Origin of the sequence: Ohtaekwangia koreensis (assembly GCF_900167975.1) — a bacterium.
GTDB classification, from domain to species: Bacteria; Bacteroidota; Bacteroidia; order Cytophagales; family Cyclobacteriaceae; genus Ohtaekwangia; species Ohtaekwangia koreensis.
Genome location: NZ_FUZU01000004.1, coordinates 528,500 through 540,950, shown reverse-complemented (window position 1 = coordinate 540,950; position 12,451 = coordinate 528,500). Strand labels below are relative to the sequence as shown.

At 42.8% G+C, this 12,451-nt stretch carries 9 protein-coding genes; 3 read left to right on the top strand and 6 right to left on the bottom strand.

From position 1 onward, the window contains the following. Positions 1-4: 4 nt before the first annotated feature. The 4 genes from B5Y40_RS25570 to B5Y40_RS25555 all read right to left on the bottom strand — a co-directional run bounded on the left by B5Y40_RS25570 (position 5) and on the right by B5Y40_RS25555 (position 6,161). Complete coding sequence (locus B5Y40_RS25570) at positions 5-1,999, bottom strand: T9SS type A sorting domain-containing protein (RefSeq protein ID WP_079689702.1); 1,995 nt, start codon at positions 1,997-1,999, stop codon at positions 5-7. Then, positions 1,977-2,774: a PASTA domain-containing protein gene (locus B5Y40_RS25565; protein WP_079689701.1), complete on the bottom strand. Its 798-nt coding sequence runs from the start codon at positions 2,772-2,774 to the stop codon at positions 1,977-1,979. The genes B5Y40_RS25570 and B5Y40_RS25565 overlap by 23 nt, the downstream gene beginning before the upstream one ends. A 34-nt stretch (positions 2,775-2,808) precedes the next feature. Further along, positions 2,809-3,894 carry a D-alanine--D-alanine ligase family protein gene (locus tag B5Y40_RS25560; RefSeq protein WP_079689700.1) on the bottom strand — a complete coding sequence of 362 codons (1,086 nt, stop codon included), beginning with the start codon at positions 3,892-3,894 and terminating at the stop codon, positions 2,809-2,811. 92 nt (positions 3,895-3,986) lie between these two features. After that, positions 3,987-6,161 (bottom strand): T9SS-dependent choice-of-anchor J family protein, encoded by a 2,175-nt coding sequence (locus tag B5Y40_RS25555; RefSeq protein WP_143785941.1) that lies wholly within the window; start codon positions 6,159-6,161, stop codon positions 3,987-3,989. 258 nt (positions 6,162-6,419) lie between these two features. Here B5Y40_RS25555 and B5Y40_RS25550 point away from each other — a divergent pair, with 258 nt between their 5' ends. The 3 genes from B5Y40_RS25550 (at position 6,420) to B5Y40_RS25540 (ending at position 10,889) form a co-directional block, all read left to right on the top strand. After that, positions 6,420-7,835 (top strand): TPM domain-containing protein, encoded by a 1,416-nt coding sequence (locus B5Y40_RS25550; protein WP_159453814.1) that lies wholly within the window; start codon positions 6,420-6,422, stop codon positions 7,833-7,835. A 219-nt stretch (positions 7,836-8,054) separates the two neighbouring features. Continuing rightward, positions 8,055-10,424, top strand: coding sequence for an ABC transporter permease (locus B5Y40_RS25545; RefSeq protein ID WP_079689697.1), 2,370 nt, complete (start codon positions 8,055-8,057; stop codon positions 10,422-10,424). 84 nt (positions 10,425-10,508) lie between these two features. After that, positions 10,509-10,889 carry a PH domain-containing protein gene (locus B5Y40_RS25540; protein WP_079689696.1) on the top strand — a complete coding sequence of 127 codons (381 nt, stop codon included), beginning with the start codon at positions 10,509-10,511 and terminating at the stop codon, positions 10,887-10,889. 60 nt (positions 10,890-10,949) lie between these two features. On the opposite strand, the gene B5Y40_RS25535 is transcribed toward B5Y40_RS25540, so the two are convergent. Together B5Y40_RS25535 and B5Y40_RS25530 are read right to left on the bottom strand one after the other, a co-directional pair. Beyond that, positions 10,950-11,210 carry a NifU family protein gene (locus B5Y40_RS25535; RefSeq protein WP_079689695.1) on the bottom strand — a complete coding sequence of 87 codons (261 nt, stop codon included), beginning with the start codon at positions 11,208-11,210 and terminating at the stop codon, positions 10,950-10,952. A 73-nt stretch (positions 11,211-11,283) separates the two neighbouring features. Next, complete coding sequence (locus B5Y40_RS25530) at positions 11,284-12,369, bottom strand: Mrp/NBP35 family ATP-binding protein (RefSeq protein ID WP_079689694.1); 1,086 nt, start codon at positions 12,367-12,369, stop codon at positions 11,284-11,286. Between the last annotated feature and the right edge of the window lie 82 nt (positions 12,370-12,451).

Below are 12,451 nucleotides of genomic sequence, written 5' to 3'. Positions count from 1 at the left end.
TTTATTACCGTACGATAATTTTATGAGCTGCTACTGAATTTCCTTTTTTGATTTTAAGGATATATAGGCCTGGAGTAGTTTGCTGCAGATTTACGCGCTGTTGTTCGCCAACCGTTTCAATGGAGTAGCGAATGGGCTGCCCTGCTACATTAATAATTTGTAGAACTTCGATCTTGCTATCCACAAAGAACTCTCCGTTGTTTGGATTCGGATACGTTGCTATGGTGAGGACCTCTTCAGGAATTCCTGTAACGGGACCCTGCTCACCTTTCCCAAATAAAGGACGAATCATCAGCGTTCCATTGATATCGGTGTTTTGATACCAGCCACTGCCAATGTCTACAAATATTTTGTCGCCAGTGTTATTGCTATAGTCAAGGCCGATGCGAACAGAAGGAGATGTATATCCTATATAAAAGCGGTTTTGAACCCGAACATTTTCGATGATCTTGACGCGTTGAAACTTGTTGATGGCGTCTTGTACTTGCAAGCTATAGCTGGAGATGGTATAGATGGCATCGCCAGGCATGCCGTTGTTATCTTCATACACTGAAAAATCTACCAGGCGATTGCTGTTTAAGCCAAAGTCAGGAAAGTATATATCAAACCCTACAAGCGTATCCGCTACATCGGTGAGCATATCGAATGCTACAGCGAGTTTATCGGTTGTAGTATTGAGACGTGCCGCATACTCGGCAGTGCCATCATCGTATGCGTAGTAATCTTTTAATCTATAGGTTGTGGAGAGTGTGTCGTTTATCCGGAAATCGATTGGTAAAAAATTAGGTCTGCTACTGTCCAGGTTGTCACCGCTGATGACTTTAATGTCAAGTTCAATATCAATAGAATCTGCTGCAGGATTAAATTGCTGCGGATCATTGGTGTCAGGTATATTTTCCATCCGTACGCGTGCCCGTTCTGAAGGATTCATTAATCCTCCATTGGGTCCTACACCACCAGCGCTAAACGGAATGGTATAGTCAGTAAACGTACCGTCATCATAATTTCTGAACGTCATGTTGGCTTCATATCCAATCGCAATCTCAGCTACTGCCTTCTTTAAGTTCTTTACATCGAACTCGACACTGTCAAATGGTGTTGTTTTTAGAAAATGTTCCAGTGGTGCTGCTGTATATCTGCCGAAGAGCGGTGTTGCCTGCGAAGCGATAGCACGATCCGGGAAAGAGTTGCTGCTCAAGGTCCGGTTCTTGGCCAGGTATATATAGTCTATATTCCACGTGTCAAACGGCCCAGATTTTCTCCCAAAATTCTCAAAACGAAATCTGAATTGGTTGTGAAAGAAGCGAGCGTTATCGTTCGGTATTTGGATTATTGTATCGTAAAACTCCGACCGGCTCATAGTTCCTTTCGGTATGATGGTTAGTACAATTTCCCATTTGCCTGAACTGTTTTTCATCTCTACCTGAAGAAAATCATTCGGATCAGGAGGCTCTCCATTTCCCTGCCACTGATAGAAGAAGCTGAAGAAAACTGAATTCCGTTCGGCCACGGGTACACTTGTTTCACTCATGTCGATCGGCTGCGATGTAAGGCTATCCCGAAATCCGTTTGTGAGAATTGCATCTGAATAAGGAAGTCCGAGTTCATCCAGTCCGTCAAAGGATGCTACGTTTTTACTGGGAGCATTTATACCAACACCTGCATTGATCCATACACTATTGCTGTTGTGCCAGATGGAATCCAGTGGGTAATTAGAATTTGTATCGCCTGGTATATCGATTGGTGTAAAAGAAAAGTCTTCCCAGAAAGGAAGTGATAGGGGAGTCGTTGCTTTTGTACGAGCTGTCGGCGTTGCTGTGACACGTGCCTTCGACCTGCGCTGCACGTGGTCGAGCGTTAATTGCCCCAGGCTATCCGTTGTACTGAACAGAAGCGCAATGAAGAGTATACTATAAAGATATTTCGAAGGCCATCCGGGAACGGCCTTTTTATAAAAAATGGTAGCGCTATAATGATCAGAGTTGTTCGTCATCATCATCGGAAGGTACGGATTCGGGTTTTCCTATCCATAGATCAACGACATCACCAGCCTTAATCTTTTCTCCAGCCTCAGGTATTTGTTTTATTACCACGGGTACGATGCCAACCGTATCATCTGTAGTCGTTACGGTTCCGAGATTCAGATTGGCTCCCAAAATATACACTTTTGCATCTTCAAATTCCTGTCCTACCATATTATCCATGGTATAATCTCCTTTTCCTCCATCCATCACCACGAGGTCTATCACAGAACCTTTTGGTACGCGCACATTGGGTTCGATCTTCGCCCCGCGATATTTCATTTCTTTTACAACATTGAACGGGCCTGATACAAGTTCTATTCTTCCGCGCTTCAGTTCATTGCTGGCCAGTACAGCTTCAGCATTTACCACGGACCCATCGATCAGGTTAGGTACCGGTACCGTTGGGGCGGTAACATGGTTGATCGTGATGAAGATCTTTCTTCCTTGTTTCACTTTAGCGCCAGCATGCGGATATTGTTTTAATACCGTGAGCGGAGGATATTTTGAAGAGTATGTTGAGTCACTGACTTCATAGCGCAAATCCTTTCTTATCAGGAAATCTTCAAGCTCCTTTACCTGCATGCCTTCAATGTTTGGAACAGTAATGCTTTGACCGTGATTGGTTACGCTGGGCAGGTATGTAAAAAAGTATAGTGCTATAAATACAAAAATGATAGCCCATGCCAGCGCAAGACTGATCAGTATACCACCCAGAGTGTTGGGAGCAAATTTGCCAGGGAAGAGTTTCATTTCTCGATAGGATAGTTAACGCAAATATACAGCATCAGAATTTCAATCCGGATTGAAAACCACGTTCGATGCGCTTACTACGGTCGTAACGCTCTTGTGCGAGGTTAAGCAGCCGTGTAATCAGATCAGGAAAACTAACACCACGTTCCTTCCACATCACAGGGTACATGCTGGAATTGGTGAAGCCCGGGATACTGTTTATTTCATTGATATAGATATTCCCTTTTTTGTCCAGGAAAAGATCGATGCGTGAGAAGTCTTCGCAGTGCAATGCTTCGAAAGCTTTTACAGAAGCCTTGCGTATTTTTTCGGCAATAGCCTTCGGTAATTTTGCAGGCACATCAATGCGCACAGCGTCCGGGTCAACGTACTTAGCATCGAAGGTATAGAACTCATAATTTTTACTGATCACCACTTCGCCCGGATAAGATGCTTCCGGTGGATAGTTACCCAATACAGCGCATTCTATTTCGCGACCCGAGATATACTCTTCGGCAATCATTTCATCGTCATACTTGAATGCTTCTTCCACAGCATTCTTGAAATCATTTTTAGTTTTCACTTTCGAAACGCCAACAGAAGAACCAAGGCTTGCCGACTTTAACATGAACGGTGTACCAAGTTCTTTCGCGATCGCGTTAAAACTGATTTTGTCTTTTTGATCATAACGGAACGTCATGAAGTTTGTAACCGGTAGTCCGGCTTCCTTCAGTAATCGCTTCGCTACAATTTTATTCATCGCCATGGAAGAGCCCAGCACACTGGTACCAACCATCGGAAGATCCATCGCTTTGATCATACCCTGGATGCTGCCGTCTTCACCATCGGTGCCGTGCAGAACAGGAAAAATGATATCAACCTTAAAGCGGTCGCCACTCGAAAGAATTATGAAACCGGGTTTGGCAGGATCCAGCAATAAAGCCAACGGCTGTCCCTTCTCTACATTTTTGCTAACACCGTCTGTGAGATACCACTTGCCCGTGGTGCTGATACCAATAGGTACAGGTTCAAACTTCTTCTTGTCAATGAATTCAAAAATGTTGCGGGCTGAATTGACCGATACACCGTGCTCCACAGAGCGACCTCCATAGAGGATGGCTACTTTTTTCTTTTTAGGCATCTACAAAATATTTCTTGCCGAAAGATAGTGAAATGCCTGTATTGAGTCGAATGATTTACGAAGAACGATAATCATAATAAGACAGGACAACGTTATTGCACCAGCAAACGCGATGACCAGCTGCCGGAGGAAGTCTTTACCCACACGAGATATAGGCCAGGGTTAATTCCATATACCTGGAAGGTAAAGTTCTGGTTCAATCCATTCTTGATCGATTGACTGCTGACAATCTTTCCCAGAACATCGGTTATCGTTACGGTTGCATCTTCACGCTGTGGCAAGTTTAGCCTGACGCTTACTTCTGCGGAAGCAGGATTCGGAGACACAGCAAGTCTGCTGCTCACCGTTATTGGATTTTCGTACTGGAAAAATTCAACGTTGTCGAGGTATAGATTATTTCCATTCTGATTAGTGAAAACAAACGCAACACGCGCTTCACCTTCTCCTGCGAAATCTTCAAGTGAAATATTTTTATTCACTTCCCAATCATCCGCGGATGCGGGTTGCCATGCCGTTGTAGACGTGCGGGAAGCGATCGTTGGACCGGTAAGTTCCAGTAAGGTAATGTCGAATGTAGTGCCACAATCTCTTGATGCCAGCACCTTGAATGTATCAAATTTACCGGAGCGGTATGCATACGAAAGATCGAACGACATGCTCGCTTCTGTTGACGATGTGAAATCCAGCACCGGACTGACCAACCACGATTCATCGTTTGCCACAGTATTGGTAAAGGCATTCATATATATAGCTGTATTACCACTCAGATCAACAGCCTGCCAGTTCATTCCTCCAACAGGATTGGCGATTGTCCACGCCTCATCAAAAGCTTGTTCAAAGTCTTGCCGGAGTGGTATTACATCCTTCTGTGTATTAATGATTGCCGATGTAGATTTGTTGTTGTTGAATGGATTGATGTCGATGCCTTCATTCGGTTTATTTACTTCGAACGAAAGTGTATTTTCTCCTGCCGCCAATTGAATTTCTGGCAAGGATATTTCGGTCTCGTCACCTTCCTCCAGGTTGTAGCCAGGAAATGTTTTTTCTAAGGAGACATTGTTTATACTATAGGTGATTGTAAAAGATGTTATAGTCTCTATACTATGATTCACTTTGATCAATAGTTTAGGCACAACGCGGTCACTACACGTAACAGGCGATGGCGCAATAACTTTTCCGATCATCAGATCGTTGCCTTCAGCATTTGGATCGAGCAATCCGGGTGAGGTTAACAATGATTCTCTTCGTGGGCTGCTCTCCAGCACCGTAATCATTCTGGACACCTGACCCTTTGTAAAAAGATTCATACAAGCATCATCGGTATAGTCCAGGTAGTTCTGAAACATTTTGGTTACGTTACACGATGCCTGCGGGTGTGTCGGACAGTTATAAGTTTCAATATCCTGGTTGGGAGTGTCGTTTACATAATCGGTTCCACTGCAATTATTAGCTCCACCATCATCTCCCCATGTATGGCGAAGACCAAAGAAGTGTCCTAATTCATGGGTTGCCGTGCGGCCCCGGTTATACTTTGAGTTTAAATTAAAAGCCCCGTCTTCAATGGAACCAAACACGCGGTACGCAAACACAGCACCATCCGTTACTGCTAATCCATCCTGGTATTCCTGGAGCCCTGCTATATCTGATACCGGAAACTGCGCATAACCCAGGTATCCAGTAAGGTTACAAACCCAAATGTTCAGGTAATCTTCGGAAGGCCAATAGCTCAATGCTTTCAATTGGACATCATCATTGGAAGTCCACGAAGATTTTGTTCCCTTCACGCGTACTATACCATTGGTTGGAAAACCATCCGGAGTTCTCTTCGCCAGCACAAACTCAATGCTCATGCTTCCGGCCACCGATTGAAATTCTGCTGGAGTGCTGCTTGCATCATTGTTGGTACGCTGATAGTCTGCATTTAATACACGGATCTGCGAAAGCACCTGAGCCTCGGGAATATTTGTACCATTGCCCACCGATTCGCCATTGTGGATGACGTGTACCACTACAGGAATCTGATATACAGATTGAATCTTGTTTCCGTTTTTTTCACGCTTCAACCGTTGCTGTGTTGCATTGTTAAGCCACTGCTCAAATTGAGCATCGTTTTCAGGGATACCTTTATTTGTTCGCAGGTTATTTGTATGCTCAACAACACCACAGCGTTGCTGTGCTATACTTTGTAGTGGTGTACATAATACTGCAAGCACACAGCCCGCTGATATTACTTTTAAGAAGAAATCTAATATGAATATAGGTTTCACACAATCAATTTTAATCCAGGCCACGAAACTTTGTCAGGGAAATATACAAAGAGTAACCATACATTTGGAACGGGTGTAAGGAATCCTTCTGTGAGAAGATGTTTGGAGCGTTTTCTTTGCCCGCGTACTTTAAACTATGCCTTGTAATATTGTTTCTTTGCCAAAGCTGGCAATAAAGTTAAAGGAAGTGATTTTTAGGTGCAGCTATAGGGAACTGTAAGTAAATAAACGATGCGATATATTCTAACCTTATTCTTTTTGATTTCCGCGGTAATGTTGCCGGCACAATCTACGGTTGAGTCAATCCCGAACCAAAAGCTTATCAATGGAAGTTATGTTTCAAACCCTGATGATATTTTGGATGCCACAACGGTTCTTCAACTCGATACTTTACTTGCTTCGGTTGAAAAGAAAACGACAGCCCAAGTTGCTGTCGTGATCGTGGAATCCATTGGTGAGCAAGATATAGTTGACTTCGCACAAGAGCTTTTCACTGCGTGGGGCATCGGAAACAAAGAGCGTGATAATGGATTACTGGTGTTGCTGGTAAAAGATCAACGTACGGTTCGCTTTCATACCGGGTATGGCCTCGAAGGTATATTACCGGATATTACTTGCAAGCGCATTCAACGTGAGGTGATGGTGCCAGAGTTTAAAAACGAAAATTACAATGCGGGTATACTGGCAGGGGTACAAGAAGTGTCAAAAGTTTTAACCAACCCCGACTATGCCGTTGAACTTGCAGAGCCCGAAAGTGACACAACCAGTAACTGGGCTGGTTTTATAATCTTGCTTTCAGTATTTGTTGCACCCGCTGCGCTGATAGTATATATCGTAAAAGCAGTAAGCGGAAATTTTGCCGATTCCAAAAAAGTAGTCTATACTCCGTATCCTGAAATGCGCTTGAGTCGCCTTGTGTGGTTAACAGTATTTGTGGGTATACCAATATGTATCGTTGTGTTTTTTGGTGTTAGTTCCGTTGAAAATGCTGCTATCTGGTGTTTTGCATCGCTATACCTATATTTTATGGCGACACTCTTTTATCGCTTGTGGCGAATGAAAAAAGTGATAAATCGTTTTGCAGAAGCACAGCAGTATCATGAGATTGTCGAGTTTATCCGGAAGCAACAGTTGTTTTGGTTTTTCATGGCATTGGCCTTTCCGCTTCCGTTTATCTTTTATTTCCCTTATCACCTTGTACGCAAGCGCATTTATCGGGATCATTCACGCAACTGCAAACAATGTCAGGGAGCGCTGCGAAAGTTGCGCGGAAAAGAAGAGTATATATACCTCAGCGAAGGTATGCAGATGGAAGAACAGTTACGTTCTGTAGATTATGATGTATGGCACTGCAGCAACTGCCAATCCACAGAAATGTGGCATTACCTGAACCACCGCACGAAATATCAGCCATGTCCTGAATGCAAGACCATTGCGTATTGCCTTGTCAGTAAACAGACCATTGAGCAAGCTACCTATTCTTCGAGTGGTTTCGGAGAATCCATTCATGCCTGTAAGTTTTGCGGAAAAACGAAGAAGGCGCGGTATACTATTGCACAGCTTGTTGAGAGTTCTTCCTCCGGAAGTTCTGGTTCATCGAGTGGCAGTTCCTCCGGAGGAGGGAGTTGGGGTGGTGGCAGTTCCGGTGGTGGCGGATCCAGCAGTAGTTGGTAACGAGAGGCACTGACCTTCTATGTATTATATACTTTGGCAATTTTCGTAAGCACTTGAGGGTTGGTATATCTCCACTGCAAGGCACTGAGCCATATGCGCACAACCAATCCCATAAGCGGACAGGCGTGAAATTACAAACCGCGAATTCATTCAATCAACGTTGTTTATGATGGCACAACTATTGACAGTAAGGTATAGATATACCTAAGCCATAACTTTATGTTATACCATCACTTTCTTCTTTTGTATAGAAACTTCAAGCGATTCAAAAGCACGTTCTTTATCAACTTAATTGGTCTGTCTTCTGGCATGGCGTGTACACTTCTGATCTATCTCTGGATACAGGATGAACTGAATTTCGATAAGTTCCATGAAAACGATGGTCAGTTATACCAGGTGATGTGTAACTCGGAAAATTCTGAAGGCATTGTCACAAACGAAGCTACACCTGGTATTTTAGCAAAAGCATTACAAGATGAAATGCCTGAGGTTGAACATGCGGTTGCTGCTATTGCTCCTGCGTGGTATAGTGAGAGTACACTTTCTGTGAATGATAACAACGTGAAGGGTACGTTGCTATATGCAGAAAAAGATTTTTTCAGTATATTTTCTTATCCACTTATTCAAGGTAATAAGAATCGAGTACTAGAGGATAAGAATTCTATTGTTATATCTGAAAAACTCGCGCTAAAGCTGTTTCAAACTACTGACAATGTCATTGGCAAAACAGTTGACTGGCAGCACGACAAACAGTATATAGTTTCCGGTATTTTTGCAGATATACCTTCCAATTCGTCTTCTCAATTTGATGTTATTCTACCGTTTGAATTATTCCTCGCTGATAATCCACATTTAAAAGAATGGACAAGTGTTGATCCCTATACCTACTTACTACTGAAGAAAGATGTAAACATCGGTCAATTTGAAAGCAAGATTTCGATATTCATCAAAAACAAATACAAAGACTCCGAGATCACATTATCCATCAGACCATACTCACAAGGTTATCTGTACGGCAAGTATGAAAATGGTGTACAGACTGGCGGAAGAATTGAATATGTAAAGCTCTTTAGCATCATCGCTATATTTATACTGGTTATCGCGTGTACCAATTTCATGAACTTGTCTACAGCGAAAGCATCCCGAAGAATAAAGGAAGTGGGTATACAGAAGGCCATTGGTGCCAGCCGTAAAATACTAATACGGCAATACCTGGGCGAATCACTGGCTACAACTTTGGTATCATTGTTTATAGCCTTGGTTATTGTGCAGTTGTTACTTCCTCAATTCAATACGATAACCGGTAAACATCTTATACTTGATTTTAGCAAAGACCTTCTTCTGTCGATAGCAGCAATCACAATCTTCACGGCATTAGTGTCCGGAAGTTACCCGGCTTTTTATCTTTCAGGGTTTAATCCTGCTACGGTATTAAAGGGAAAAGTCAATGCTTCGTTGGGAGAACTATGGGCTCGTAAAGGATTGGTCGTATTCCAGTTTGCGTTATCCGTTGTATTTATAGTCTCGGTGTTAGTTGTTTACAGACAAATTGAATTCGTACAAAACAAAAATATAGGCTATAGCAAAGACAATGCATTGTCTTTCGATATGGCCGGTAAAGTTGAAAATATTCTGGCCAACACCGGTACTTTTCTATCCGAGATAAAAAACCTGCCAGGCATTGTGAGCGCGTCAAGTATGGACAACTCGATCATTGGTCAGTTTGGTTCAACGGATGATATATCGTGGGAAGGTAAATCTCCATCTGACCGGATTGGATTCGGCAATGTTGGTTTTAATTACGACATGATTGAAACACTGGGAATGGGGCTGATCGCAGGCAGAAGTTTTTCCAGGAATGTAAGTACCGATAGCGCTGAGATAATTTTTAATGAAACAGCGATTAGACAAATGGGACTTGAGGATCCTATAGGTAAAACTGTTAAAATGTGGGGCAGTGAGCGAACCGTGGTGGGTATTGTTAAAGACTTCCACTTTGAATCACTTCATGCAAATGTAAAACCTTTCGCGATCAGGCTGGAGCCGTTAAATACCTATAAAATCGTTGCAAAATTAAAAGCCGGCACCGAGCACGAAACGATTACACAACTTCAAAAACTATATCAAAAGTATAATCCTGGTTTTGTTTTCGATTATAAATTCCTGGACGACAATTATCAGTCACAATATATAGCGGAGGCACGCATTGGTGTTTTGTCGCGATACTTTGCAGCGCTTGCTATACTTATTTCATGTCTGGGATTATTTGCGCTGGCAGCTTTTACAGCCGAGCGAAGAAGCAAGGAGATTGGTATACGCAAAGTATTGGGATCAAGTGTAGTAAATATTATAGTTCTGTTATCAGGCGATTTCACCAAAATTGTTTTTGCTGCAATCATAATTGCCTTACCTATCAGCTACTTAATCGTCAGACAATGGCTGGATAGCTTCGCTTTTAAAGTGGATCTGGAGTGGTGGTATTTTATCGGTACAGGTATACTTGTGTTACTCATCACGTGGCTTACTGTAGGCTCACAAGCAATACGGGCTGCCAGGATAAATCCTGTTCATAGCTTGAAAGATGAATAGAGCGTATACTGGTGAATATATACTTTCAGTGATCTTGTTGTGTAGTATAATTTTGTTCTTAAATTGAACATTCGTAACTATACTATGGGACTATTTTCAGCGATACTTGGCAATGCAGGAGCAATAGGCAAAGAAGAACTCGTAAAGGATTTTGGAAAACTTTTGATAGAAGGTGAAGAAATTGAGCTCGGCTTTAAGCTGATTCGTGACACTTCTATCTTTACGTCCAAACGACTTATACTGGTTGATAAGCAAGGAATAACGGGAAGTAAAACCGAGTATATGTCTGTTGCTTATAAGAATATTTCCAGGTTCAGCGTGGAAACCGCAGGGACTTTCGATCTGGATGCTGAATTAAAAATCTGGATTTCGAGTGAAGTGAATCCCAGTATTACAAAGAAGTTTAATAAATCCGTGAATGTATATGATGTGCAAAATGTACTTGCTCATCATGTCTTGAAATAAAACGAAGTTATATATATAGCGGTTAACGAGAATCTATACACGCAAGCGAACGGCCGGTACTTAATTTACCATGGGCGTCAGGTTGATCACTTCGATGCCTTTGATCTCGGGAACATCGCGTCTGATGGCTGCTTCAACGCCAGCTTTAAAAGTCATGGTAGACATGCGGCAGTTACCACAAGCGCCTACAAATTCAAGTCTCACAACGTGCTCCGGTGTAATCTCATTCACTTTTACATTGCCGCCATCTGCTTCCAGGTAAGGGCGAATGGAATTCAGTGACGTTTCAATCTTCTGGGCTAATTCTTCAAGCGTATTCATCAGGTGTCTGTTTCAGCTTTATTCTTCTTCTGCCTAAAGGTAACGAATCTGCATCGAATTTACAGATGCAGTTTTATTTCACATCCGTTACCAGCGTTGGCTTTTGTGCATTGCGAATAGCAATCTGTCTTGCCAATGTCTTTGCCAGGTCTTTGAAGGCTTCGGCCGTTGGACCTTCCTTCATAGCTGCAGGCAAACCGCTGTCACCGCTTTCGCGGATGCTTTGTACCAACGGTATCTGACCTAAAAATGGAACGTTATGTTTTTCCGATAAGTTCTTGCCACCATCTTTTCCGAAGATATAGTATTTATTATCCGGCAATTCTTCCGGTGTGAAGTAAGCCATGTTCTCCACAACACCGAGGATCGGTACATTAATCTGCGGTTGCTTGAACATCGCCATACCTTTGTTCGCATCTGCGAGTGCTACTTTCTGTGGTGTGGTAACAATCACGGCACCCGTTACAGGCACAGTCTGCACCATGGTAAGATGTATATCGCTTGTACCTGGAGGCAGGTCGATCAATAAGTAATCAAGTTCACCCCAATCGGCATCACTGAAAAATTGTTTCAGTGCAGAGCTTGCCATCGGGCCGCGCCAAACTACAGCACTGTCAGGTGGAGCAAGGAAGCCAATAGAAATCAGCTTCACATTATATTGTTCTATCGGAATGATGATGTTCTTTCCATTGACCTGTTTTACCATGGGCTGTTCATGCTCGCAGTTGAACATCACGGGTATAGATGGACCGTATATATCTGCATCGATCAACCCTACTTTCGCTCCGGTTTGTGCCAACGCAACGGCCAGGTTAGACGTCACCGTAGATTTACCCACGCCACCTTTACCAGAGGCAATGGCAATTATATTTTTTACGCCAGGAAGGAGCGGAGCATTGTCCCGTAAGGTTGTTACGGAAGACGTCATTAAAATATAGATATCAACATCCGGACCTGTTACTTTCTCAACAGCATCTTCACAATCCTGTCGGATTTTTTCTTTCAGTGGGCACGCAGGTGTTGTCAGTACAACCGTGAAGCTTACTTTTTTCGGTTCAACCTTCACATCTTTAATCATGTTCAGGGTAACCAGGTCGCGTTTCAGGTCAGGATCTTCTACTGTAGAAAGAGCTTTCAGTATGTCGGCAGATGTAATCATTTCAGAATGTCAAATTTCAGATGCAGGATTAAAGTTCCGTTAATTCAATTTATTCGAACCAAAATCCGAAATCCGTGAAAAC